Consider the following 25525-nt stretch of genomic DNA (forward strand, 5'->3'; position numbering starts at 1 on the left):
GGGTCAGGCCAGCTTGAAGGGCAGCTCGCGCATCGGCTTGCCGGTCAGGCGCGTCACCGCGTTGGCGAAAGCCGGCGCCAGCGGCGGCAGGCCGGGCTCGCCCATGCCGGTGGGCGGTTCGGCGCTGGGCACGATGTGCACGGCGATCTGCGGCATGTCGGTGATGCGCGGGACCACGAAGTCCCCGAAGTTGCTCTGCTCGACCACGCCGTCCTTGAAGGTGATGGCCGCGCCCGGCAGGCACATCGACAGGCCCATCAGCGCGGCGCCCTGCACCTGCGCCTCCAGGGTGCGCGGGTTCACCGCCAGGTTGCAGTGCACGCCGGCGGTGGCGCGGTGCAACACCGGCTGGCCGTCCTTCAGCGAGGCCTCCACCACATAGGCCACGACCGACTGGAACGACTCGTGCACGGCCACGCCCCAGGCCCGGCCCGCGGGCAGCTTCTTCTTGCCGTAGCCGCTCTTGTCGACCGCCATCTGCAGCGCCGCGCGGTGCCGCGGGTGTTTCTCGCCGAACATCTGCATGCGGTAGGCCACCGGGTCCTGCCGGTTGGTCCGCGCGATCTCGTCGATCAGCGTCTCCATCACGAAGGCGGTGTGGGTGGAGCCGACGCTGCGCCACCAGAGCACGGGCACGTTGACCTTGGGGTGGTGCACCGTGAGGCGCATCGGCAAGTCGTAGGGCTCGCGCATGCCTTCCACGGCGGTCATGTCGATGCCGTTCTTCACCATGAAACCCTCGAAGGGGGAGCCGCTGAGGATCGACTGCCCGACGATCGTGTGGTCCCAGGCGAGCACCCGCCCCTGCGCATCGAGGCCGATGACCGCGCGGTGCAGGTGCATCGGGCGGTAGTAACCGCCCCGGATGTCGTCCTCGCGGCTCCACAGCGTGCGCACCGGCGCGTCCAGGCCGGCCGCGCGGGCCGCCTTGGCCACCACGCAGGCCTCATACACGTAGTCGCTGGTGGGGATGGCGCGCCGCCCGAAGCCGCCGCCCGCCATCTGCACATGGACCTGGACCTGCTCGGGTTTGAGGCCCAGCACACCCGCGGCCATCATGCCGTCGAGGCCCGGCATCTGGCTGCCGAGCCAGAGCTCGGCGCCATCGGCGCCGATGCGCACCGTGCAGTTCAGCGGCTCCATCGGCGCGTGGGCCAGGTAGGGGAAGGCAAACTCCGCCACGATCTTTTGGGCGGCACCGGCCAGCGGCGCCATGTCGGCGTCGAAGTGGCGCGGGCCGGGTTGGCCGGCCTGCTCGCGGTACTGCGCGAGCTGGCGCGCGCTGTCGACCTTTTCGACGCCCGCGGTGTCCCATTGCACCTTCAGCGCGTCCCGGCCCTGCTTGGCGGGCCAGTAGCCCTCGGCCACGACGGCGACGCCCTCGGCGCCCCGGTCCAGCGGCACGCGCAGCACCGCCTTCACGCCCTTGATGGCGCGCGCCGCGCTGTCGTCCAGCGAGGCCACCTTGGCGCCGAACACCGGCGGGCGCATCACCACCGCCGTGAGCTGCCCGGGCAGGCGCATGTCGATGCCGTAGTCCTGCCGGCCGCTGCTCTTGGCTTTCGCGTCCAGCCGCGTGGTGGGCCGCCCGATGATGCGGAAGTCCTTCGGGTCCTTGAGCACCACCTTCTGCGGCACCGGTTGCGCCATGGCGGCCTCGGCCAGCTCGCCGTAGCCCAGTTTGCGACCGTCGGCCGCGATGACCTCGCCGGCCGCGGTGCGCAGCGTGGCCGCGTCCACCTTCCAGCGCGCGGCCGCGGCGTTGATCAGCATCCACCGGGCGCGCGCGCCGAGCTCGCGGTATTGGGTGAAGCTGTTCTTGATGGAATTGGAGCCACCGGTCAGGTGCATGCCCATCATGGGGTCGACATAGGCGCCGGCGTTGCTGCCATGGCGGCTGCGCACCTTGGCCCAGTCGGCATCCAGTTCGTCGGCCAGGATCATCGGCAGCGCCGTCTGGACGCCCTGGCCGAAGTCGAGCCGGTTGATCGTCACGGTGACCTCGCCGTTGGGCGCGATCTCGACGAAGGCGGACGGCTGATGCGTCGGGCCCAATGGCTTGTCGGCCGGGGCATCGGTCTGCGCCAGGGCCATGCCCGGAAAAGCGCCCAGGGCAAAGCCGCCGACCCCGGCCAGCTTCAGGAAACTGCGGCGCGGCAGCGCGGCGGGCTCGTCGGCCGGGTCGCGGCTCAGCAGGTGCTGCAGGGCGCGGGGCATTTCAGCGCGGTCAAAGTGGTTGAACAGCATGGGGAATCCTTCAGGCAAGGTTTTTCGCGGCATCGGCCACGGCGGTGCGGATGCGGGCGTAGGTGCCACAGCGGCAGATGTTGCCGGCCATGGCCGAGTCGATCTCGGCGGCGCTGGGCTGCTTGCCGCGCGGCAGCGACTTCAGGAACGCGGTGGCGCTCATGATCTGGCCGCTCTGGCAGTAGCCGCACTGCGCCACGTCGTGTTTGACCCAGGCCGCGTGCACGGCCGCGCCCACGCGGTCGGCACCGCCGGTGACGGCTTCGACCGTGGTGAGCCGCTTGCCTTCGGCGGCCGAGATGGGTGTCACGCAGGAGCGGATGGCGGCGCCGTCCAGGTGCACGGTGCAGGCGCCGCACAGCGCCGCGCCACAGCCGAACTTGGTGCCGGTCAGGCCCAGCGTGTCGCGCAGTGCCCAGAGGATGGGGGTGCCGGGGTCGGCATCGACCGTGTGGTTTCGGCCATTGACGTTCAAGGTGCTCATGGGGGGGTTCTCCGGGTCAGAAGTTGCCGTCGGTCGGCGTCGGGACGGGAAAGCGGGAAACGGCTCGCCCGACGGTTTCAAACGTCGAACGATGTCGGGAAGTGTCTGCGGCGGCCCCGCCTCGGGTTTGCCGGTTTTGACGCTTTTTTTGCCTTTTTCAACGCCATGCCCATGAAAAAGGAAATCGCCGGCGGCGCCGGAGGTACAGTGCCCCTGGGTGCTCCGCCCCCGGTGCGCCACCCTGCCTGGCGCTGTGCACCGAGACGAATCCCTCCGTTGAACCCCACCAACCATGCCCATTGAAACCCTGGCCCAGGCCATTGGAAAGTTTGCCCAAACCGATGGCGGCCACGCCACCGGGATTGAGCGGCTCTCGCTTCTGCGGTGCAGCGTCAGGACCGAGCCCCTGCATTGCATCTACGGGCTCGGGCTGGCCGTGGTCGCGCAAGGGGGCAAGCAGGTCATCCACGGCGAATATGTGACCCAGTACGGCCCGGGCCAGTCCCTGGTGACGACGGTGGACATGCCCGTGGTGTCCCATGTCACGCACGCCGACGCGGCCAGGCCCCTGCTGGCCATGATGCTCACGCTGGACGCACGCGCGCTGGTGCAGCTGGCGGCCGAGATGGGGTTGCCGGCCCCGCCGCGCGACCCGCCCCCGCGCGCGATCTCGCTCAGTCCGCTGGACGAGCCCTTGCTGGACGCGGTGACCCGCCTGGTGCGGCTGCTGGAGGAGCCGCTGCTCATCGCCAGCGTGGCGCCCTTGATCCAGCAGGAGATCATGGTGCGGGTCCTGCTCGGCCCGCATGGGCCGTTTCTGCGGCACCTGGTGGCCTCGGGATCGCCCGGCCATCAGGTCGCCCAGGCCATGGCCTGGCTCAAACAGAACTTCACGCGCGACGTGCTGATCGACGAGCTGGCCGCCCGCGCGCACATGAGCCCATCGAGCTTCCGGCTGCACTTCCGCGACCTCGCGGGCATGAGCCCCCTGCAATACCAGAAGCAGCTGCGCCTGCAGGAGGCCCGGCAACTGATGTTGAACCAGGCCCTGGACGCGGGCAGCACCGCGGCGCGCGTGGGCTACGAAAGCGCCTCGCAGTTCAGCCGGGACTACAGCCGCTTGTTTGGCGCGCCGCCCCAGCGCGACATCAAGCGCATGCAGCGCCTGCCCAACGGCGGCGTGGTGGGCGAGCCGGTGCCCTAGAAGCCGGCCCGGGCTTCACGGGTGGGCGCCGCGCCGACCCCCGCCGCCCGGCGCTCCCGCGGGAAAGTGCAGGGAAAAGACGGTGTGCCGCTCGTCCGAGTCAACGGACACCCGGCCACCGTGGGCCTCCATGATCGCGCGGGTGATCGACAGCCCGAGCCCCGTGCCATCCGAGTCCGGGTGGGCGCGCGACTTGTCGACCCGGTAGAAACGATCGAACAGCCGCAGCGGGTGCTCGGTGTGAATGGTTCCGGCGTTGGAAACGCTCAAGGCGGTCCCCTGATCGCTGCGCCGGATGGCCACCAGGACCTCGCCCGCCTCGGGGGAATGCCTCAGCGCGTTCGACAGCAGATTGCTGATGGCGCGCCGCACCATCAGCCCGTCCCCGACGATCTCGGCGTCACCGTCCAGCGTCAAGCGGATCCGCTTCTCATCGGCCACAGCGTCGTAGAAGTCGAACAGCGCCCGCACCTCGCGGTCCAGCGATATGGCTTCGCGGTGGGGAAGCTCGATGCCGTGTTCGGTCTTGGCCAGGAACAGCATGTCGGACACCATGCGCGCCAGGCGCTGGAACTCCTCGGCGTTGGAGGCCAGGATGTCGCGGTAGGCGTCGGCGTCGCGCTTTTGCGCCAGCGACACCTGGGTCTGGGTCAGCAGGTTGTTGATGGGGGTGCGCAGCTCGTGGGCCAGGTCGCTGGAGAACTCCTGCAGGCGCGCGAAATCCGCCTGCAGCCGCCCGAGCATGGTGTTGAGGCTTTCGGCGAGATCGGCGAACTCCACCGGCACGGCCTCGACGGGCATGCGCTGGTCCAGCTTCTGCGCGGTGACCGTCATGGCGCGCTCTTTCATGACGCGCAGCGGCGCCAGGCCGCGCCGCGCCGCGCACCAGCCCAGCACGCCGCTGACCAGAATGGCGCCCAGCGAGTAGAGCGCCAGCGTCTGGCTCAGCGCGCGCATGAAATGCGCGTGGTGCCCCGTGTCCAGGGCGATCCGCAGTTGCAGGGGCTGGCCTGCGCTGTCCGGGCCGCCCGAAGCGGCCGGGGGCTCGACGCGCGCGCTCAGGCCGCGCAGCGTCTGGCCGTCGGTGGTCCAGTCGGTGGGGCCGGTGCCGGCGTCGACCGAAGCGAGCTTGGGGGGAAAGACCATGCCCTCGGTCCCGTGCACCAGGCGCTCGCCCTGGCGCAGGTCGATGAAGAGCCCATGGTGGCTGCCCAGCAGTTCATCCAGCCGGCTGGAGAGCTGCTCCGGCGACGGCGACTCGGCGACGATCTTCTGAACCAGGCCGATCTTGTCCCGCAGATAGTCCCGGTCCAGTTCGACGAAGTGGCGGCTGGTCGCCAGCGCCACCAGCACGGCGAGCCCCACCAGCACGGTGGCCGACACCAGCGCGTAGAAGGCGGTCAGGCGCGCGGTCAACGAGAGTCGGCCGGGCATCAGTCGGAGGCCTCCGGCACTTCCAGCACATAGCCCATGCCGCGCACGGTCTGGATCAGGCGGGGCTCGAAGCCATCGTCCACCTTGCCCCGCAGGCGCCGCATGGCCACCTCGATCACGTTGGTGTCGCTGTCGAAGTTCACGTCCCACACCTGCGAGGCGATCAGGGAGCGCGGCAACACCTCGCCGTGGCGGCGCATCAGCAGCTCCAGCAAGCCGAATTCCTTGGCGGTGAGGTCGATGCGTTTGCCCGACCGCGTCACGCGTCGGCGCAGCAGGTCCAGCTCCAGGTCGGCCACCTGCAGCGTGGTGGCTTCCAGCCCCGTGCGACCCCGGCGCAGGATGGTGCGCACCCGGGCCAGCAGCTCGGCAAACGAAAACGGCTTGACCAGGTAGTCGTCGGCCCCGAGCTCCAGGCCCTTGACGCGGTCTTCCACCTGATCGCGCGCGGTGAGAAACAGCACCGGCATCTCCCGCCCCTGGCCGCGCAGGCTGCGCAGGACCTGCCAGCCGTCCATGCCCGGCAGCATGACGTCCAGGATCAACAGGTCGTGGTCGCCTTCGAGCCCGTGGTGCAGGCCATCGATGCCGTTGGTGACGAGATCCACCACATAGCCCGCCTCGCGCAGGCCTTGCCGCAAATAGTCGCCCGCCTTGGGCTCGTCTTCAACAATCAGAATCTTCACGGTCGCGCTCCTGGTCGCTAGTTTGCCTGCGCATACAGCCGCGCGGACGAAAATGACAGCTTTGTCATCAAGCCGACAGGATGATGACGGAGAGCCCCCCGCAGAATCCGTCCCGTTTGATCCAAATCAAAAAGGAGCGATTGCCGTGAATTCCCCTTTCCATGTTCGGGCGACCCGCCGGCTGCTGGTGGCGGCCGCGCTCGCCGGGCCTTTGGCCTTGTCGGCCCAGACCGCGCCCCCGGAGCTTGACTGGCGACAGGCCAACGAGGCCGTCGGGACGCTCAAGCGCGGCCACGCCGATGTGCTCAAGTGGGAACAGGCCAACCCGTCGGCCGAGCCGGCGCAACCCGCCGCCACCGGCTGGGCCCTGCCCACGCCCGAGCACGCCGTTCGCCAGGCCTGGCGGCTGCACCGCGACCTGGCCAGCCCGCTGGCCCGCCTCGGCAACCAGAACGGGCAGTGGATCGCGAGCGGTCGCTGGACCGAGCTGGACCCGGGCCTGCAGCGCCGCATCGACGACATGGACGAACTGCTGGAGGTGGCGGCCGAGGCCCGCAAGGCCTGGTTCCAGGCCGTGGCCGCGCAGCAGATCCTGAAGCACCAGCGCGACCTGCTGGACGCCGCCCAGGCGGCCAGCGAACTGGGCCAGCGCATGGTGAGTGTGGGCAACTGGAGCCGGCTGCAGCAGTCCCGGGTGCAACTGGCCACATCGGCGGCGCGCATGGACCACCGGCGCGCCCAGTACGCGGCCGTTCAGGCACAGGCCAAGCTGCTGACGCTGCTGGGCCTGTCCGGTGAACACGACGCGGTGGCGCTGCCCGACCGCCTGCCCGACCCGCCGGCGCAGGCGCTGGAGGCGTCCGATCTGCGGCAACGCGCGGCCGCCGTGCAGGCCCAACTGCCCGCGGCCGAGCGCATGCGCAACCGGGCCCTCACCAGCGTGGCCCTGGGCGCCTACCAGGCCAGCCATGCGCTGGCGCAGGCCAGCCGGGACGACGTATTGAAAGAGCGGACCTTCATCACCGAAGAAACCGTGCTGCACTACAACGGCATGCTCAAGAGCGTGTGGGATCTGCTGGACGAAGTCCGCAACCAGGCGCAGGCCACCATCGACGCCATCGGCGCCCAGCGCGATTTCTGGATCGCCGACACCGACCTGCAGTGGGTACTGCAAGGCGGCAGCCCCGACAGCTTTGTATCGCTGGGCGGTGGCGCTGAAGCCCCCGCAGCCGCAGCGCATTGACAGGACCCCTTCATGACCATCAACAACCCAAGACGACAGTTTTTCGCCGGCGCCGCGGCCTCCGTGGCCGGTCTCGCGGTGGCGCGCTCCGCGCTGGCGGGCCTGCCCGAGCCCGTCATCCAGACCTCGGTGGAAACCGCGCCGCCGCTGGTACCCACCACCGGCCGGCCCTACAACCCGGTGGTGACCCTCAACGGCTGGACGCTGCCCTGGCGCATGAACAACGGTGTGAAGGAATTCCACCTGGTGGCCGAGCCGGTGGTGCGCGAGGTGTCGCCCGGCTTCAAGGTCAACATGTGGGGCTACAACGGCCAGAGCCCGGGCCCGACGATCGAGGTGGTCGAGGGCGACCGCGTTCGCATCTTCGTGACCAACAAGCTGCCCGAGCACACCACCATCCACTGGCACGGCCAGCGCCTGCCCAGCGGCATGGACGGCGTGGGCGGGCTGACCCAGCGCGCCATTCCCGTGGGCAAGACCTACGTCTATGAGTTCGAGGCGCGCCGCCCCGGCAGCTTCATGTACCACCCGCACGCCGACGAGATGGTGCAGATGGCCATGGGCATGATGGGCATGTGGGTGACGCACCCCAAGGCCCAACACCCCCACATCAGCGCCGTGGACCGGGACTTCTGCTTCCTGCTCAACGCCTTCGACGTGGAGCCCGGCAGCAAGACGCCGAAAATCAACACCATGACGGACTTCAACATCTGGTGCTGGAACAGCCGCGTGTTCCCGGCCATCGACAGCCTGAACGTGCGCCTGAACGACCGCGTGCGCATCCGCATCGGCAACCTCACCATGACCAACCACCCGATCCACCTGCACGGGCACGAGTTCCTGGTCACGGGCACCGACGGCGGCCCGACGCCGCCCAGCACGCGCTGGCCCGAGGTGACCACCGATGTGGCCGTGGGCCAGATGCGCCAGATCGAGCTGATCGCCGACGAAGAGGGCGACTGGGCGATGCACTGCCACAAGAGCCACCACACCATGAACGCCATGGGGCACGACGTGCCGACCATGATCGGCGTGGACCACCGCGGCCTGGTCGGCAAGATCCAGAAGGTCGCGCCCGACTACATGCTGATGGGCGAGCGCGGCATGGCCGACATGGGCGAGATGCAGATGCCCATCCCCGACAACACGGCGCCCATGATGACCGGCACCGGCCAGTTCGGCCCGCTGGAGATGGGCGGCATGTTCACGGTGTTCAAGGTGCGCAAGGACCAGAAGCCCGGCGACTACAAAGACCCCGGGCCTTACAAGTTTCCCGAAGGCACCGTGGCTTACGAGTGGAACGGCACACTCCCTCCAGCACCGCGCCCCGCCGCCAGCCGCGACACCACGCCGGCCGCCGCCAAGGCGATCAAGCCCACGAGCAAAAGCATGCAGCATTGAGATCTCAGTTTTCCGTTCCCCTTCCTACCCCTCCCCTGAAAGAACCCACATGAGCTTTGCACGATCCTTCCTGCCCTCCCGCTCCGCGCTGTTTTTCTCCGGCGTCTTGTTGGCCACGACGGCCGCCCTGGCGGGCGGCAACCACGCCGGTGGGCACCACGACTCCCCGATCGGGAAACCCGGCGTGGCTTCCCAGGTCAATCGCACGATCCAGGTGGACATGGCTTCCGGGATGCGCTTCAAGCCGGCGGACATTCCGGTCAAAAAGGGCGAGACGATCCGCTTCGTTTTGAAGAACACCGACGTCGTCAAGCACGAGTTCAGCCTGGGCACCCAACAGGAGCTGCTGGAGCACTACGAGGTGATGAAGAAATTCCCCGACATGGAACACGACGAACCCAACAAGATTTCGCTGGCACCCGGTCAACAGGGCGAAGTGATCTGGACATTCACCAAGGCCGGCGCCGTGGACTTCGCCTGCCTGCACGTCGGGCACTTCGACGCCGGCATGAAGGGCCAGGTCAAGGTGGCGGCGAAATGACACGGGTCAGCGTCGGCTCGCCCCTTCCCCGCGTTCATTCACAAAAGGAACTCCCCATGAAGACCCTCCCTGCCGCATTGGCCACCCTGGCCGTCGCCCTCTCGTTCTGGGCGGTGGGCCCGGCGTTCGCCCAAACGACCTCGGACCCCGGCAAAGCGGGCGTGGCCGCCATGCCCGCCTTGACCGACGGCGAAGTCAAGAAAATCGACAAGGACGCCGGCAAGATCACCATCAAGCACGGTGAGATCAAGCACATGGAAATGCCCGGCATGACCATGGTCTTCGTGGTCAAGGACAAGGCCTTGCTGGACACGGTGTCGGTCGGCGCCAAGATCCGGTTCATGGCCGCCAACGAGAACGGTCGGATGGTGGTGACCGACATACAGCCCGCGAAGTGACCACCCGACCCCGGTGGGTTTTCCTGGTCGCCACCGGCCTGGCGTTGGCGGGTCTGGTGGCGGCCTGGGCGCTGTGGTGGGGCCCAGCGGCGCCACCGCCCGCCCTGTTGCGCACGGACGATGCGCAGTTGCTGGAACGGGGGCGCCAGGTCTATGTGGCCCAGTGCGCCAGTTGCCACGGCGTCAACCGGGAGGGGCAGGCCCACTGGCGCGAGCGCGGCGCCGACGGGCGCCTGCCCGCACCGCCCCACGACGAGACCGGGCACACCTGGCACCACCCGGACGAACTGCTGTTCCGGATCACCAAGGAAGGCGTGGCCCAGGCTGCGGGTTTGACGGACTACGAATCCAACATGCCGACCTACGGCGGGACGCTCAGCGACGCCGACATCGTGGCCGTGCTGTCGTGGATCAAGTCGCAATGGCCCGCGCAAACGCAGGCCCAACACGACGCCATCAACCGGCAGGCCTGGGAAGCCCGGCGCTGAATCTGACTTTTTTGTCATCCCGGCGTCATCTCGCCAACCCGATCCCCTTTCTACAGTGTCCCCATGGCTTGGCGGTTCCGGCAGCCCACCAAGGGTCCGATACCCGCCAGACCGGCTCCAGGCGCTTTTGCCTGGGTTCTGTCATGAAAGGAAATCGGTATGTTCCAGTGGATGCCCACGGTCACGCGACGCCACTTCCTCGGCAGCCTGGGCGCGCTGGGCGCGGCCGGGTCCGTGCCGGGGGTTCTGGCCGCCACCCCCGGTGTCTCCGATACCACGGCCGCAGCCATCACCGGCATTGAAAAAGAAGCGGCGGGCTTCGCCAACCCGCTGCGGCTGCCCGGCGGCAGCGGCCTCTATGGCGTGCTGCCCGCGTCCGAATTCCGGGAGGTGCATGTGGTGCGCAGCGCCATCGAGGTGCTGCCCGGCCGGCGCACCCCCATCCTGGCCTATGCGGTGGAGTCGGGCGGCAAGACCTTCCTGAACCCCGCTCTGTTGGCCCGCCGGGGTGACGAGATGCGGGTGCGGCTGATCAACGACATCGATCAGCCCACCGTCATCCACTGGCACGGCCTGAGCGTGGATTCGCGCAACGACGGCAACGGTCTCAACGTGGTGCCCCCTGGGGGCCGCATGGACTACGCCTTTGCCCTGCGCGACCGCGCGTCCATGTACTGGTACCACCCGCATGCGCACGGTTACATCCCGCAGCAGGCCTACCACGGGCTGGCCAGCCTGCTGTTCGTCGAAGACGACGAAGAGGCCGCGCTGCGCAAGGAGCTGGACCTGGCCCTGGGCGACAGCGAAATCCCCCTGGTGCTGCAGGACCGCGAGTTCGACGCACAGGGCCGGCTGCGCTATGCGCCGACCGCGGCCCAGTCCTTCGGGGGCTGGGTGGGCGACCGTCTGCTGGTCAACCTGACCGAGCGACCGTTCATCCAGGCCGGGCGCCGCATCGTGCGCTTTCGCATCCTCAACGGCTGCAACGCGCGCAGCTACCGGCTCGCGTTCGTGCAGGGCGGGCGCCGCCTGGGCTTCTTCCTGGCGGGCACCGACGGTGGCCTGCTGGCCCGGCCACTGCGCATCGACCAGACCTTCATCTCCCCCGGCCAGCGGCTGGACGTGCTGGTGGACCTGCGCGAAGCCGACCCCGGCCGGCCGGTGACGCTGGCCTCGCTCGCCTTCGACCCCATGCACGCCGAGGGCGGCCATGACATGGGCCAAGCAGCAGGCCCTGCCATGGCCGGCATGGACCACAGCCAGCACGGCGCGGCGCCCACGGCGGAGCCGTCCACCCCGATGGCGATGGAGGGCGACGCGCGTGCGCTGATGCGCATCGACCTGAAACCTTCGGCCACATACGAGCGCCGCATGCCCACGGTGCTGTCCAGCCTGCCCGCTGCGATCACGTCCCCGAACCCGCCGCGCCGCCTGCGGCTCGGCCACAACGGCCAGGGCAACTGGACGATCAACGGCGGGCTCTTCGACCCGAAGGTGGCGGCGCTGAGCGTACAGCGCGGTGCCCGCGAGACCTGGCTGATCGAAAACGCCGAACGCAGCATGCCCCACCCCATGCACATCCATGGCTTTTCGTTTCGCGTGATCGAGCGCCTGGGCAGCCCCGCGCTGGTGCGCGAACTGGCCGGCGCCCGGGGCCTGCTGCCGCAGGACCAGGGCGTGGTGGACACCGTGCACGTGTGGCCCGGCGAATCGGTGCGCATCGCCATCGACTTCACCCACCCGCACGCAGGTGACCAGGACTACGTTTTTCACTGCCACTCGCTGGAACACGCCGAAGCGGGGATGATGCTGCGGTATACGGTAAAGATATGAAACACGCTGCATCGCCCCAGACGCACGGACCCAGAAGCCTGTGGCGAACGCGTTTTGGCGTCGGTTGGCTGGTGCTGGGCGCGGTGGCGGCGTTCTTTCTGCTGACCGAGCACCGGGCCCACCTCTTCGGCGCCCTGCCGTATCTGCTGGTCCTGGCCTGTCCGTTGATGCATCTGTTCATGCACCGCGGCCATGGCACCCATGGTCATCACGGAAGTCCTGAGCAACCGCGGACCGGGGCCGATGAGATAGACCAGACGAACCCGGGAGATCGATCATGAATCCCAGCGAAACGGCCTATGGCCTGTGGTCCCTGGTGGTCCTCAACTCGGCCGTTTTCATCCTGTTCGCCTTCAGCTTCTTCAAACCGGCCACCGCGCGCGACTGGCGCAGCTTTGGCGCCTTTTCCGCTTTCATCGTGGCCCTGTTTGTCGAGATGTACGGCTTCCCGCTGACCATCTACCTGATGTCGGGATGGCTGGCAACCCGGTTCCCGGGCCTTGACCTGTTGACCCATGACAGCGGCCACCTGTGGTCCACCTTGCTGGGCGAAACAGGCGATCCCCATTTCGGTGTACTGCATATCGCCAGCTATGTCTTTCTGGGATACGGCTTCTACTTGCTGTCGAGCGCGTGGCATGTGCTGTACCACGCACAGCGCCAGCACTCGCTGGCGACCACCGGGCCATACGCCCGCGTCCGGCATCCGCAGTACCTGGCCTTCGTGCTGATCCTGCTGGGTTTCTTGCTGCAGTGGCCCACGTTGCTGACCCTGCTCATGTTCCCTGTCTTGCTTGTGATGTACAGGCGCCTCGCCATCACCGAAGAGCAGGAAATGCACAAGCAGTTCGGGGAGACGTACGATGCATACGCCCAGTCCATACCTCGGTTCATCCCTCGCTTGGGCAAGGCACGGTCGACGGCCGACGCTGAGCCAAAGAAGTGACCTGGGCTCTTGCAGGCAGCAAGCGTTTCGTTCGTTCAGGGGTTGGATCCAGGAGAAATGGTCTTTTGCTTCTGAAAGGGGGTTCCATGAATCAGCCTGACAACGGCGCCCAGACGCCATCGTTCTGGCGCCGCCCGGCCGGCATGGCGCTGGCAACGGTGGCCTTGATCGCCGGCTTTTTCCTGCTGCGTGAGCACTGGGGCCATGTCCTGGGTTACTGGCCCTACCTGCTGTTGCTCGCCTGTCCGCTGATGCACCTGATGCACGGCCATGGCCATGGAGGCCATGGAGGCCATGGCGGGCACCGGCGGCCGCCGGAGCGCACCGACAACAACAGGGAATAGGCTCATGAACATGAACGAACACCACCACCACGGCAGCGGTGCACCGTCCCCTTCGGCCGCTCCAACGGATCTGAAGGACCCCGTGTGCGGCATGACCGTCACGGCGCAGTCCGCTCACACGCTGACGCACGAAGGTCGGCCCTATTACTTCTGCAGCGCCAAGTGCCAGGGCAAGTTCGCGGCGAACCCGCGGCAATATCTCGCGCCCGAGCCCCCGGTAGAGACGGCTCCAGCGGCGGCCGGCACGGTCTACACCTGCCCCATGCATCCGGAGATTCGCCAGGACCATCCCGGCAACTGCCCCAAGTGCGGCATGACGCTGGAGCCCCTGCTGCCCGAACTCGACGACGATGACAACCCCGAGTTGCGCGATTTCCAGCACCGCTTCTGGTGGACCTTGCCGCTCACCGTGGTCGTCACCGTGCTGGCCATGTTCGGCCACCAGTTGCAGTGGTTCGAGTCCACGACCCAGACCTGGATCGAACTGCTGCTGTCGATCCCCATCGTGCTGTGGGCCGGCTGGCCGTTCTTCTCGCGCGGCTGGCAGTCCGTGGTGAACCGCAGCCCCAACATGTGGACCTTGATCGGTCTGGGCACGGGGGCGGCTTTCGTCTACAGCGTGGTCGCCACGGTCGCGCCCCAGGTGTTCCCGGACTCGTTCGTCTCCATGGGCCGCGTCGCCGTGTACTTCGAGGCTGCTGCGGTCATCATCTCGCTCACGCTGCTGGGGCAGGTGCTCGAACTCAAGGCCCGCTCGCAGACCTCGGCGGCCATCAAGTCGTTGCTGGGCCTGGCGCCCAAGACCGCCCGGCGCATCCGGTCGGACGGCACCGAAGAGGACGTGCCGCTGACCCATGTGCATGTGGGCGACCTGCTGCGCGTGCGCCCCGGCGAAAAAGTCCCGGTGGACGGCGAGGTCACGGAAGGCGGCAGTTCGGTCGACGAATCCATGCTCACGGGCGAGCCGATGCCGGTGGCCAAACGCGTGGGCGACAAGGTGATCGGCGCCACGCTCAACACCAGCGGCGCGCTGGTGATGCGTTCGGAGCGCGTCGGCGCGTCCACCGTGCTGTCGCAGATCGTGCAGATGGTGGCGCAGGCACAGCGCTCCCGCGCGCCCATGCAGCGCATGGCCGACGTGGTGGCGGGCTACTTCGTCGTCACGGTGGTGGGCATTGCGCTTCTGACCTTTTTCGGCTGGGGCCTGTTCGGCCCCGAACCGCGCTGGGTGTTCGGCCTGATCAACGCGGTGGCGGTGCTGATCATTGCCTGCCCCTGCGCGCTGGGCCTGGCCACCCCCATGTCCATCATGGTCGCCACCGGCCGCGGCGCCACGCAAGGTGTGCTGTTCCGGGACGCTGCGGCCATCGAGAACATGCGCAAGATCGACACCCTCATCATCGACAAGACCGGCACGCTCACCGAAGGCCGCCCGACCTTCGAGCGCGCCGTTCCCGCGCCCGGTTTTGACGCCGACGAGGTGCTGCGCCTGGCCGCCAGCCTGGACCAGGGCAGCGAACACCCGCTGGCCGAGACCATCGTGCGCGCCGCGCGGGAGCGCGGCATGGCGCTGGACAAGCCCGAGAACTTCGAATCCGGCTCGGGCATCGGCGTGCGGGGGCAGGTGGCCGGGCGCCAGCTGGCGCTGGGCAACACCACGCTGATGGAACAGGCCGGTGTCTCGGTGGCCGCCCTGGTGCCGCAGGCCGAGGCCCTGCGCGCCGAAGGGGCCAGCGTGATGCACCTGGCGGTCGATGGCCAGCTGGCGGGCCTGCTGGCGGTGTCCGATCCGGTCAAGGCCAGCACGCCGGAAGCGTTGGCCACGCTCAAGGCCTCCGGGCTGCGCATCGTGATGGCCACCGGCGACGGCCTGACCACGGCCCGGGCGGTGGCGGCCCGCCTGGGCATCGACGAGGTGCATGGCGAGGTCAAGCCGGCCGACAAGCTGCTGCTGGTGGAACGGTTGCAGAAGGAAGGGCGCGTGGTGGCCATGGCCGGCGACGGCATCAACGACGCGCCAGCGCTGGCCAAGGCCGACGTCGGCGTGGCCATGGGCACCGGGACCGATGTGGCGATGAACAGCGCGCAGGTCACGCTGGTCAAAGGCGATCTGCGCGGGATCGCGATTGCGCGGGCGCTGTCGGAAGCGACCGTGGGCAACATGAAGCAGAACCTGGTGTTTGCCTTCTTCTACAACGCGCTGGGCATCCCGGTTGCGGCCGGCGTGCTGTATCCGCTCACCGGCTGGCTGCTGTCGCCATTGATCGCCGCGCTGGCCATGAGCCTGAGCTCGGTGTCGGTGATCGGCAATGCGCTGCGTCTGCGGGGAACGGCGCTCAAATAGCCTCTGGATGCTGCGCACGAAAGGTCGTCACCATGCCGATTGATTGCGCCGCGTCACCCAACACCGGCAAGGCGGTGCAAGCCGGCAAACGCCGCGCCTGCGGGGTCCTGCTGCAGGCGACCCTCGCCGCCCTGGCCTGGGACGCCATGCCGGCTGCGCACGCGCAGGAGCCGGATGGGCGCGACATCATCGAGCGGGTCGAGCACCTGCTGTGGGGCAGCACCGTGCAGGGCCAGTACCAGATGACCATCACCACGCCACGCTGGCAGCGCACGCTCGCGTTGCGGGTCTGGATCGAGCGGCCCCGGCGCTCCTTTGTGCGCATCTTGTCGCCGGCCAAGGAGGCCGGCATCGGTTCGTTGCGCATCGGCACCGACATGTGGAACTACCTGCCCAACGTGGAACGGGTGGTCAAGATTCCACCGTCGATGATGTTGCAGCCCTGGATGGGCTCGGACTTCACCAACGACGATCTGGTCAAGGAGAGCAGCGTTCTGGAGGACTACACCCACAAGGTACTCGGCACCTCGACCGTGGACGGCCAGGACGCTTACCAGGTCGAAGCCACGCCCAAGCCCGAAGCGGCCGTGGTCTGGGGTCGGGTGCTGTACTCGGTGCGCAAGGGCGACTTCATGCCCTTGAAGCAGGCGTACTTCAGCGAGCGCGGGGAATTGGTGCGGGTACTGAGCTTTTCCGAAGTGCGCCAGCTGGGCGGGCGCACCCTGCCTACGCGCTGGGAGATGCGACCGCTGGCCAAACCCGGCAACGTCACCACCGTGCTGCTGAAGGAAGCGGTTTTCGACCGCCCCGTGGACGAGGCGGTTTTCACCCAAAGCCATTTGCAGAATCCATGAGCGCGCGCCTGAGCCCGACCTTCCCTCCGCCGCTCAGCGTGGCGGCGGATCGTGCCGGGGCTCCTTCAGCCGAGCTGGTGGTGCGACTGGAACGGGTCACGCGTGTGTACCAGCAAGACGGTATGGCGGTGCGTGCGCTCGATGGTGTCGATCTGGCGATTTCTCGTGGCGACTTTGCCGTGCTGGTGGGCCCTTCGGGCTCGGGCAAGACCACCTTGCTGAACGTGATGGGCGGACTGGATTCGCCCACGACGGGGCGCATCTGGATCGCAGGCGTCGAAACCGGCCGCATGAGCAAGGCCGAACTGTCGCAGATGCGCCTGCGCCAGATTGGCTTCGTGTTTCAGGAGTTCAACCTGATTCCGGTGTTGTCGGCGCTGGAGAACGTCGAGTTCGTGATGTTGCTGCAGGGCGTTCCCGAGGCGCAGCGCCGTGCCCGCGCCATGGACATGCTGCAGGAACTGGGCCTGCGGGGTCTGGAGCATCGGCGCCCGGCCGAGCTCTCGGGTGGGCAGCAGCAGCGCGTCGCGGTGGCGCGGGCGATTGCCGCCGAACCCGTGATCGTGCTGCCCGATGAGCCCACCGCCAACCTGGACTCCAAAGCCGGCGCCGCGCTGATGGACCTGATGCTGCGCTTGAATGAAGAGAAGGGCGTGACCTTTGTCTTCTCCACCCACGACCCGATGGTGGTGGAGCGTGCACGGCGGGTGATCCGGATGCGCGACGGGCGGGTTGAGTCGGATGAGCGCAAGCCCACGGCGCAGGCAGGCCGGCCATGATGCTCGGCAAACTCGCCTGGTGCAACGTGCTGCGCAACCGGCGGCGTTCGGCGATCACGGTGTTGTCGATCGCCACCGGGCTAGCGGCGCTCACCTTCATCTGGGCCTTCATCGATGGCATGAACCAGCAGATGATTCAAAACAGCACGCGCTTCCTGACGGGCGACATGCAGGTGCACCAGCGCGGCTACCACGCCGACCCCACGCTCGACCTGACCATGGAGCAAGTCGCGCCTGTGCTGGCGGCGGTGCGCGCCGACCCCAACGTGGAAGCCGCTGCCATTCGCCTGGAGGGAAAAGCCCTGGCCAGCCGCGGGGACAAGTCGCGCGGCATCGTGTTGGTGGGGGTGCAGCCGCGCGAGGAGGCGCTTGTGAGCGTGTTGTTCAGCGCGGTTGTCAGTGGTCGGGCCTTGCAGGACGACCAGCGCGGCGTCTTGATCGGCGAGCAGTTCGCGCAGGCCCTGGGCCTGGCGGTGGGCGACGATTTGCTGCTGATCGGGCAGGCCTATGACGGCTCGGTGGCCAGCGGACGCTTTCCGGTGCGCGGCGTGTTTCGCACCCGCATCGACGAGCTGGATGACCGGGTGGCGGTGATGCCCCTGGAGGCGGTGCGCGAGTTCTTCGCCGCGCCAACCGGTGCCAGCGCCATCGCGCTGCGGCTGCGCGAGCGAGGGCGGATCGACGCAACCCAGGCGCGTCTGTCCCAGCGTCTGGGTGTGGGCTACGAGGCACTGGCCTGGCCGCAACTGCTGCCCCTGGTGGCGGTCAGCGCGCGCTTCCACGAGGTCATGGCCTGGGTGGTGCTGGTGGTGTTTTTCGGCATCGTGGCGGCGGCCGTGGCCAACCCGATTCTGATGGCGGTGCTGGAACGCACGCGTGAGTTCGGCATCATGTTGGCGCTGGGCACCAGCCGCGCCCGCTTGCTCGGGCTGGTGTTGCTCGAAGCCCTGTTGCTGGGCGCGCTCGGTCTGCTGGTGGGCAACCTGCTGGGTTTGTCCGTCACGGCGCTGTTTGCCCGCGTGGGTATCAACCTGGGTGCCTTTGGCGCGGCCCTGCGCACCATGCCGGGGCTGGAGGATGTGATCTTCCCGGTGATCCGCTGGGAACGCAGCGCCATGGTCTCGCTGCTGGTGTTCGCCACGGCGTGTATCGCCGCGCTGTATCCGGCGGCAAAGGCGGCGCGGCTGGAGCCAGTGGCCGCCATCCGGGGGCTCACGGGGTCACGCTCTGCGAGGGCACCGCGTGGCGGCGCACCGGGGCGGGGCTGGCCGGTGTTTCTGTTGATCGCCGCGCGCAACATCCTGCGCAACCGCCGGCGCACCGCCATCACCGCCGGCGGCACGGCGTTTGGCATCGTCGCCTTCGTTTTTCTGTTCAGCTACTTCGACGGGTTTGGCGAGGAGTTGATCGAGAACTCCACCCGCTATGTCACCGGCCACGTGCAGATGGAGCCCCGTGGTTTTCGGCAGGACTACGCGCCCGAGTTGGCGTTTGACGGCGCGCAGGCGCTGCTGCAACAGCTGCGCGCGGCGCCCGAGGTGGCGGCGGCGGCACCGAGGGTGCAGGCGCAGGCACTGGCCAGCAGCGCGGCCAAGTCCGAAGGCATCCTGCTGGTGGGCATCGTGCCCGAGGTCGAGCGCGAGGTCACCTTCATCCACCGCACACTGGTCGAAGGCAAGCCGCTCAGCAGTGGCGCGGACCGCGATATCCTGATCGGCCGCAAGCTGGCCGAGCGCCTGGGTGTTCGCCTGGGGGAAAAGGTGGTGGTGATGGCGCAAGCCGCCAATGGCGAACTCGGCACCAGCGCTTTGCGTGTTGCCGGAATCTTCGCCACCGAGAGCGGTTCCTTCGACAGCGCGATGGCTTTTGTCACGCTGCCGGCGGCGCAGTCGCTGCTGGCCCTGGACTCCAGGGTGTCCACCATCAATCTGCGATTGCGTGACCGCGCCATGCTGGACGCCAGTCTGCCGGCTTTGCGCCAACGGCTCGCCAACCCCTCGCTGACCTTGGAGCCCTGGCAAACGCTGTTGCCACAGGTGCAGGAGATGGTGCGCATGAACCGCGTCATCGGCAACATCGTGCTGGCGATTGCCTTCCTGGTGATCGCGATCGCCATCATGAACACGGTTTTCATGGCGGTGGCCGAGCGCACGCGTGAGTTTGGCGTGATGATGGCGCTGGGCGCACCGCCCGCCGCGATTCAACGCATGGTGGTGTACGAGACCCTGGCGCTGATGCTGCTCGCTTCCTTCATCGGTTACGGCGTGGGCGTGTTGCTGGTGGCCTACTTTGGGCGCCAGGGCATTGACCTGTCGGGCTTCTTTCGCGGCTACTCGGCCATCCCGGGGCTCACCGGCATCGTCCACCCCAAGCTGGTGCTCAGCCACATCGGTCCGCCGGGCCTGGTGTTGTTTGTGGCCAGCGTCCTGGTGTCGCTGTACCCCGCCGCCCGTGCGGCCCGGCTGGACCCGGTGCGGGCGATTCGCCATGTGTAGCGGAGCGTGCCGGGTGATCGGGCTGCTGAGCCTTTTGGCGGGGGTGGCGGCGCCGGTGGCGGCCCAGGACGCGCCGGTCGTGCGCGTCTCGGGCCACTACAAGAATGCGCTGCTGCGTTCAAAGACCTGGGCCGCCGAGCCCTATACCCTGGATGTCAACCGCTTGCGGCTGGAACTCAAGGGCCAGCTCAATACCGCGCTGGGTTTCGATCTGCAATACGACAACGAAGTCCTGCTGGGCAGCTACCTGCGCACCGCGCAGTTCAGCCAGCAGAAGGAGGGGCCGGTGCCGCAATACTGGCAGGCCCAGGCCAGCTACGTGGACCGGGCTTCGTTCCATGGTGTGCACCGCTTGTACCGGGCCCAGCTGCGCGGCGAGTGGGGCGACACCACCTTGCGTATCGGCAGACAACGCATCGCCTGGGGCACCGGTCGTTTCTGGAGCCCGATCGATTTGCTCAACCCGATCAGTCCGCTGGCGCTGGAGCGTGAGGAGCGTCCGGGTGTGGACGCCGTGTTGGTGGAGCAGCGCTTTGGCCCGGTCGCGCGTTGGTCGGGCGTCTATGCGCCCAGCCGGCAAAGCGGCCAGGACAGCCGCGCCCTGCAATGGCACAACAACACCCATGGCATCGATTATTCGGTGACGGCCGGCCGGTTTCGAGGTGACGAGGTGATCGGGCTGGACCTCGCGAGCCAGGTTGGCACGACCGGCGTGCGCGCCGAGTTCAGCCACACGCGCCCACCCCATGGTCCAGCCTTTCGTCGCACCCTGCTCGGTATCGACCACGCTTTTGCCAACACCCTGACACTCAGCGCCGAGCTGTACCACGACAGCAGCGGCGCCACCAGCCCGATGGCCTACGACTTCAGCGCCTTGGCAACAGGCCGCCGCCAGACGCTGGCACGGCGCTATGTGGGCCTGCGCGCCAGCTATGCCCTGACCCCCTGGCTCAAGCTCCACGCCGATCTCGTGCAGAACCTGGCCGATCGCAGCCATTACCTGGCCCCTTCCGTCACCTACTCGCTGCAAGACGACCTGGACCTGACGTTGGGATGGCAATACTTCGGCGGCGCCCCAGGCAGCGAACTGGCACGCCCGCCGGATGTGGTCCACGCCAGTGTGCAGTGGTTCTTTTGAGGCAGGACATCGACCCGCCATGAACCTGACTTTTTTGTCATTCCGGCGTCATCTCGCCAACCCGATCCCCTTTCTACAGTGCCCTCATGGCTTGGCGGTTTCGACAAGCCACCGGGGGTCGGATACCCACGGCAGGTGTTTCATTTTTTTTTGGAGGTTGATGCATGCGAAACGATCTTTTATTCAGGGAGCGCACCATGGCTTTTGAAAACGACGGCGCGACGGGCCGGCGCCGTTGGTGGATGGCTTCCATGGCCCTGGCCGGCCTGCTGATGGTCGCGGCGCCCTGGGTCGGTTGGGCCCAGACAAGCCCCGCCGCCGAGCAGTCGTCCAGCGAACGGGGCGTGACGGTCAAGGTGACCGCGAAGTCGATCGGGGTGCCGGGCAGCCCGTGGGAATTCGCGGTCGTTCTGGACACGCACAGCGCCGACCTGAGCGACGACCTCGTTCAAAGCGCCACCTTGACGACCGACGACGGGCGCACGTTCAAGCCCACGGGCTGGCTGGGCGCGCCACCGGGCGGCCACCACCGCGAAGGCGTGCTGGCTTTCGATGTGCCGGCGCCGCGCCCGGCCGCGGTCGAACTGCGGATTCACCGGCCGGGCGAAGCCGCTCCCCGCAGCTTTCGCTGGCAACTCTGATGTTTCAACAAGGACGGTCCGTGATGACAAGCAAGAACAACTGGCTTTTGACGGCGGTGCAGATGGGCCTGCTGGCCTGGTCGGGTGCCACCTGGGCCGCCGACCAGGTCTATGTGGCCAATGAAGGCGCCGACACGGTGAGCGTGCTCGATGCCGCCTCGTTCAAGACGCTGGCGAGCGTGCGCGTGGGCAAGATGCCGCACAACGTGCAGGTATCGCCCGACGGCCAGTTCGCCTGGGTGACCAACAACGGCGAGCCCGGCCCGATGAGCGACGCCTCCGCGCACAAGGGCATGGCCCCAGGCGCCCACGGGGCGATGGCGCAACCCGGGGCGGTCTGGGTCATCGACACCGGCACCCAGGCCGTCGTCGCCCGGGTGCCGGTGGGCATGCACCCGGCCCATGTGGTGGTGTCGCCCGATGGCCGTCTGGCCTACGTCACCAACGGTGGCGACAACACGGTCAGCGTGGTCGACACGTCGACGCGCAGCCCCGTGGCGAGCATTCCGGTCGGCCAGTTTCCCCATGGCCTTCGGATCAGCCCGGACGGCAAAGAGGTCTACGTCGCCAACCTCAAGGGAGGCACGGTGTCGGTCATCGACACCGCCAGCCAGAAGGAGGTGGCGCAGGTGCCGGTTGGCCAGGGCCCGGCCCAGACCGGCTTCACGCCAGACGGCCGCCTGGCCTTTGTCTCGCTGTCGCAGGAAAACGCCGTCGCCGTGATCGACCCGGCCACGCGCCAGGTGATTCGCAAGGTCGCCGTCGGAGCGGTCCCCATCCAGCTGTACGCCACGCCGGACTCGCGCACGCTGCTGGTGGCCAACCAAGGCGCGCGCCAGAAACCCGGCAACACCGTCAGCCTGATCGATCTGGAGAGCTTCAAGGTCACCAACACCGTCGTGACCGGCGCCGGCGCCCATGGCGTGGTCGTTGACCGGGAAGGCCGGTACGCCTATGTGACCAACACCTACGCCAACACCGTCTCCGTGATTGATGTGAAAGACCGCAGGGTCGTGAAGACGGTTCCCGTGGGCAAGGCGCCCAACGGCATCAGCATCGCGCCTTGATGGCTGTGTGCGTAAGATGCGGCAGGGGGCCGCGCGGGCGGCCATGGGAAAGGTCCGATGAACGGCTACGAACTGCTACCTGGCGCCCAGGGTCTTGTCGCCGCACTGGCCGTCGGCCTGGTGATCGGTCTGGAACGTGGCTGGCACAACCGCGAGCTGCCGGAAGGGGGGCGTGTTGCGGGCCTGCGCACCTTCGCGCTGACCGGTCTGCTCGGTGGTGTGCTCGGGCATCTGCAGCCTGATTTCGGTGCCTGGCCTTTGCTCGGTGCGCTGCTCGGGCTCTCCCTGCTGCTGACGGTGTCCTACACCCGCCGCGCCAAACTGTCGGGCGATCTCAGCGCCACCACCCCCGTGGCAATGCTGTTGACGCTGGCGCTGGGCGCCTTTGCGGCCCACGGCAACATCACCCTGGCCTTGTCGGCCGCCGTGATTGGCGCCGTGCTGCTGGACCTCAAGCCGACCTTGCACGGCTGGCTGCGCGTGATCGATCACCGCGAATTGACGGCTTCGCTGCAGCTGCTGGTGTTGTCCATGGTGATCCTGCCCTACCTGCCCAACACCGGTCTGGGGCCCTACGCCGCGCTCAATCCCTACCAGCTGTGGTGGGCGGTCATCCTGATCGCGGGCCTGTCGCTGACGGGCCACTTCGCGATGCGCATCACCGGCGCACAAAGAGGCGTCCTGTGGACCGGAATTCTGGGTGGGCTGGCCTCTTCCACGGCCGCCACACTGGCTTTGGCCCGGTACGCACGCCAGCAGCCGCGCCTGGCGGATGCGGCAGCGGCTGGCTCGCTGGCCGCGTGTGGCGTCATGTTCTTTCGCATGCTCGTCCTGCTGGCCGCGGTGCAGCCGTCGCTGCTGTCCACCCTGGGCAACAGCCTGGTGGTCTCGGGCGTGGTGTTGCTGGGGGTGGCGCTCTGGCGGTGGCGCAAGCAGGCCAACACCCCGGTGGGGGAAGGTGCCGTCGACACGATGGCGCCGTTTGACCTCGGCACCGCGCTCGGCTTTGGCGCGCTGCTCGCCGTCATGAGCGTCCTGGTGCCTGCGGCGAAACAGTGGCTGGACACCAGCGGCCTCTACGTGCTGTCGGCGGTGTCTGGCCTGGTGGACGTGGACGCGATCCTGATCTCGCTCGCCCGGCTGCACGGAACGGGTGGCCTGTCCACGGTCGCCAGTGTCACGGCGCTCGGTCTCGCGACCTTGGCGAACATGGTGACCAAAATCGGCATCGCCTGGACGACGGGTGGCCCGCAGGTCGGCAAGCCCGTGCTCCTGGGCTACCTGGCCGCGATGGCGTGCGGAGCGATCGTGTTGGCGCTGAGCGTGGCGCTTGTGTGAGGCTTGCGTGAAGCTTCTCCGGCCACGTCTTCGGATGTTGTGTGTTTGAACCACAAGGACCCCCACCATGGAAAAGTCATTCCACCGTTTCTCTGAACTCTTTTCCCAGCTGGGCCTGCCCATGGACGAGGCCGGTATTCGGGCCTTCCTGAAAACGCACTCGCCCCTGCCAGACGATGTGCTGCTGGCCGATGCGCCCTTCTGGACACCGGCTCAGGCGGCTCTGTTGCGCGAAGAGCTGCTGGAGGACGCGGACTGGGCCGAGGTGGTGGATCAGCTGAACACCGCTCTGCGCGCGCCCGTCCGCGGTTGAGACACCGACCGGGGCCGTGAGCGCCCGCGGGTCGCGGGGTTCTGCCTCCGTTCACCGGCTGGCAGGCTTACCGTGGTGGCTTCCACAACAAATGGCCGTCCACCCGCTGCAACTTGCCCTCGCGCTCCAGCGCCGCAACGGCGCGGTAGAGCGCTTCATGGGTCACCGCCAAGTCCCCTGCGAGGCTCTTCAACCCGGAGGCCATGGGCAAGCTGCCTTGGACGCCTTCGGTGCGAATCAGATGCACCAGCCGTTCACCCACCCCTTTCAGGGACAGCCGCTCGCACTGAAGGCGTGCTTGCCGGAGTTCAGCGCTCAGCATGGTGATCCACTTCTGCGAGAAGCGGGCGTCTGAGGCCAGCGCCATCCGGAGGTCTGCCAACGGAAGGCGAACCAGTTGGGACGGTGTCGCCGCGATCGCATCGCAGTGGTAGGCGACCGCCTGGAGGCTGGCTTCGGCGACAAAGCCATGCCGCACCCGCTGCAGCACCAATGCGGAACCTTGTTCGTCCATGCGCTGCAGCAGCACTTCGCCCATGACGACGAAGTGCATGAACCTGGGTTTTTGCCGCTGCCTGAACAGAGGGGTGCCCCGGTCCACCTTCACAGGTTCCGCGGCCTCCATCAGCGCTGGGGTGAGGAGTGTTTCCAGCTCCAGAGGGAATTCGATCTGCATATGATCAAAATCATACGGTGCACGCCGCTTGAACTGGGATCATCGGTGCCCCATGCAACGACCCAACGGAGTTCTGCAGATGCACCCCTCGATTCTTTTCACCGCGCTGCTGTCGGGACCGCTCCTGGCCGCAGCGCCATCGGCGGCGCTCGCCCAGCACACCGCCCATCAGCCAGCGGCGCCGGAATGGGCCTCGCCCTACGCAGGCATGCAGGGCCGCGACATCAAGGCGCTCTCGCCCCAGCAGATCGCCGATCTTCGTGAGGGCAAGGGCATGGCCCTTGCCTTGGCGGGCGAGCTCAATGGCTTTCCAGGCCCATCGCACGTGCTGGAAATGGCGGACGCCCTGGGCCTGAGCGCCGAACAGCGCGCGACGACCCAGCAACTGTTGGAGCAGATGAAGACACAGGCGCGGACGTTGGGCGCCGAGGTCATCGCCGCCGAAGGCAGACTGGACGCCCTTTTCAAGGAGCGCAGGGTCACGCGGGACAACCTGATGACCGCGACCTTGCAAGTGGCCAACGCACAGGGGCGGCTTCGTGCCGCCCACCTCGGGTATCACTTGACGATGGCGGAGCTGCTGACCGCTGGGCAGATCGAGATCTACAACCAGCTCAGAGGCTATTGATCC

Annotated in this window: 25 protein-coding genes; 20 read left to right on the forward strand and 5 right to left on the reverse strand. The window is 67.8% G+C overall.

The annotated features are described in order from the left end of the window. Positions 1–3 precede the first annotated feature (3 nt). Both KIH07_RS24530 and KIH07_RS24535 read right to left on the reverse strand, forming a co-directional pair. The gene (locus KIH07_RS24530; protein WP_226494459.1) at positions 4–2247 is read right to left on the reverse strand and encodes a xanthine dehydrogenase family protein molybdopterin-binding subunit; all 2244 of its coding nucleotides are present in this window, start codon (positions 2245–2247) and stop codon (positions 4–6) included. Between the two features lie 10 nt (positions 2248–2257). Next, the gene (locus KIH07_RS24535) at positions 2258–2731 is read right to left on the reverse strand and encodes a (2Fe-2S)-binding protein (protein ID WP_226494460.1); all 474 of its coding nucleotides are present in this window, start codon (positions 2729–2731) and stop codon (positions 2258–2260) included. Between the two features lie 292 nt (positions 2732–3023). Between KIH07_RS24535 and KIH07_RS24540 the strand changes: the two genes are divergently transcribed. Continuing rightward, positions 3024–3935: an AraC family transcriptional regulator gene (locus KIH07_RS24540; RefSeq protein ID WP_226494461.1), complete on the forward strand. Its 912-nt coding sequence runs from the start codon at positions 3024–3026 to the stop codon at positions 3933–3935. 15 nt (positions 3936–3950) lie between these two features. Here KIH07_RS24540 and KIH07_RS24545 read toward each other — a convergent pair whose 3' ends face one another. Beyond that, positions 3951–5369 carry a heavy metal sensor histidine kinase gene (locus tag KIH07_RS24545; RefSeq protein ID WP_226494462.1) on the reverse strand — a complete coding sequence of 473 codons (1419 nt, stop codon included), beginning with the start codon at positions 5367–5369 and terminating at the stop codon, positions 3951–3953. After that, a complete protein-coding gene (locus KIH07_RS24550; protein WP_226494463.1) occupies positions 5369–6055 on the reverse strand; it encodes a heavy metal response regulator transcription factor in 687 nt (228 codons plus the stop codon). The genes KIH07_RS24545 and KIH07_RS24550 overlap by 1 nt, the downstream gene beginning before the upstream one ends. A 145-nt stretch (positions 6056–6200) precedes the next feature. On the opposite strand from KIH07_RS24550, the gene KIH07_RS24555 reads away from it, so the two are divergent. The 18 genes from KIH07_RS24555 (at position 6201) to KIH07_RS24650 (ending at position 24218) form a co-directional block, all read left to right on the forward strand. Beyond that, a complete protein-coding gene (locus KIH07_RS24555) occupies positions 6201–7298 on the forward strand; it encodes a TolC family protein (RefSeq protein WP_226494464.1) in 1098 nt (365 codons plus the stop codon). Between the two features lie 12 nt (positions 7299–7310). Beyond that, entirely contained in the window at positions 7311–8699 is a 1389-nt protein-coding gene (locus KIH07_RS24560) for a multicopper oxidase family protein (RefSeq protein WP_226494465.1), read from the forward strand. A 49-nt stretch (positions 8700–8748) separates the two neighbouring features. Beyond that, positions 8749–9240 carry a plastocyanin/azurin family copper-binding protein gene (locus tag KIH07_RS24565; RefSeq protein WP_226494466.1) on the forward strand — a complete coding sequence of 164 codons (492 nt, stop codon included), beginning with the start codon at positions 8749–8751 and terminating at the stop codon, positions 9238–9240. 56 nt (positions 9241–9296) lie between these two features. Next, entirely contained in the window at positions 9297–9638 is a 342-nt protein-coding gene (locus tag KIH07_RS24570) for a copper-binding protein (protein ID WP_226494467.1), read from the forward strand. Next, positions 9635–10126 (forward strand): c-type cytochrome, encoded by a 492-nt coding sequence (locus KIH07_RS24575; protein ID WP_226494468.1) that lies wholly within the window; start codon positions 9635–9637, stop codon positions 10124–10126. Before KIH07_RS24570 ends, KIH07_RS24575 begins: the two co-directional genes overlap by 4 nt. Positions 10127–10285: 159 nt before the next feature. Further along, positions 10286–11959 (forward strand): multicopper oxidase family protein, encoded by a 1674-nt coding sequence (locus KIH07_RS24580; protein WP_226494469.1) that lies wholly within the window; start codon positions 10286–10288, stop codon positions 11957–11959. Further along, complete coding sequence (locus tag KIH07_RS24585; RefSeq protein ID WP_226494470.1) at positions 11956–12240, forward strand: DUF2933 domain-containing protein; 285 nt, start codon at positions 11956–11958, stop codon at positions 12238–12240. Before KIH07_RS24580 ends, KIH07_RS24585 begins: the two co-directional genes overlap by 4 nt. Next, positions 12237–12905 (forward strand): methyltransferase family protein, encoded by a 669-nt coding sequence (locus KIH07_RS24590; protein ID WP_226494471.1) that lies wholly within the window; start codon positions 12237–12239, stop codon positions 12903–12905. The genes KIH07_RS24585 and KIH07_RS24590 overlap by 4 nt, the downstream gene beginning before the upstream one ends. 86 nt (positions 12906–12991) lie before the next feature. Beyond that, on the forward strand, positions 12992–13249 hold the full coding sequence (locus KIH07_RS24595; RefSeq protein ID WP_226494472.1) for a DUF2933 domain-containing protein: 258 nt from the start codon (positions 12992–12994) through the stop codon (positions 13247–13249). Positions 13250–13253: 4 nt separating this feature from the next. Next, positions 13254–15593 carry a heavy metal translocating P-type ATPase gene (locus tag KIH07_RS24600; RefSeq protein WP_226494473.1) on the forward strand — a complete coding sequence of 780 codons (2340 nt, stop codon included), beginning with the start codon at positions 13254–13256 and terminating at the stop codon, positions 15591–15593. Positions 15594–15625: 32 nt separating this feature from the next. After that, positions 15626–16447 carry an outer membrane lipoprotein-sorting protein gene (locus KIH07_RS24605; RefSeq protein ID WP_226494474.1) on the forward strand — a complete coding sequence of 274 codons (822 nt, stop codon included), beginning with the start codon at positions 15626–15628 and terminating at the stop codon, positions 16445–16447. Next, positions 16444–17226, forward strand: a complete 783-nt coding sequence (locus KIH07_RS24610) for an ABC transporter ATP-binding protein (RefSeq protein ID WP_226494475.1) — start codon at positions 16444–16446, stop codon at positions 17224–17226. The genes KIH07_RS24605 and KIH07_RS24610 overlap by 4 nt, the downstream gene beginning before the upstream one ends. Beyond that, positions 17223–19721: an ABC transporter permease gene (locus KIH07_RS25430; RefSeq protein ID WP_264181875.1), complete on the forward strand. Its 2499-nt coding sequence runs from the start codon at positions 17223–17225 to the stop codon at positions 19719–19721. The genes KIH07_RS24610 and KIH07_RS25430 overlap by 4 nt, the downstream gene beginning before the upstream one ends. Positions 19722–19734: 13 nt before the next feature. Then, positions 19735–20859, forward strand: a complete 1125-nt coding sequence (locus KIH07_RS24630; protein WP_226494476.1) for a hypothetical protein — start codon at positions 19735–19737, stop codon at positions 20857–20859. Between the two features lie 197 nt (positions 20860–21056). Further along, entirely contained in the window at positions 21057–21500 is a 444-nt protein-coding gene (locus KIH07_RS24635; protein ID WP_226494477.1) for a hypothetical protein, read from the forward strand. A gap of 23 nt (positions 21501–21523) precedes the next feature. Continuing rightward, a complete protein-coding gene (locus tag KIH07_RS24640) occupies positions 21524–22567 on the forward strand; it encodes a cytochrome D1 domain-containing protein (protein WP_226494478.1) in 1044 nt (347 codons plus the stop codon). Between the two features lie 57 nt (positions 22568–22624). Beyond that, positions 22625–23905: an MgtC/SapB family protein gene (locus KIH07_RS24645; RefSeq protein WP_226494479.1), complete on the forward strand. Its 1281-nt coding sequence runs from the start codon at positions 22625–22627 to the stop codon at positions 23903–23905. A 67-nt stretch (positions 23906–23972) separates the two neighbouring features. After that, positions 23973–24218, forward strand: a complete 246-nt coding sequence (locus KIH07_RS24650; protein ID WP_226494480.1) for a DUF2789 domain-containing protein — start codon at positions 23973–23975, stop codon at positions 24216–24218. A 67-nt stretch (positions 24219–24285) separates the two neighbouring features. Here KIH07_RS24650 and KIH07_RS24655 read toward each other — a convergent pair whose 3' ends face one another. After that, on the reverse strand, positions 24286–24894 hold the full coding sequence (locus KIH07_RS24655; RefSeq protein ID WP_226494481.1) for a Crp/Fnr family transcriptional regulator: 609 nt from the start codon (positions 24892–24894) through the stop codon (positions 24286–24288). Between the two features lie 52 nt (positions 24895–24946). On the opposite strand from KIH07_RS24655, the gene KIH07_RS24660 reads away from it, so the two are divergent. Continuing rightward, positions 24947–25522, forward strand: coding sequence for a hypothetical protein (locus tag KIH07_RS24660; protein WP_226494482.1), 576 nt, complete (start codon positions 24947–24949; stop codon positions 25520–25522). Positions 25523–25525 lie beyond the last annotated feature (3 nt).

The sequence above is a fragment of the Hydrogenophaga taeniospiralis genome, assembly GCF_020510445.1.
In the GTDB taxonomy this organism is placed as follows: domain Bacteria; phylum Pseudomonadota; class Gammaproteobacteria; order Burkholderiales; family Burkholderiaceae_C; genus Hydrogenophaga.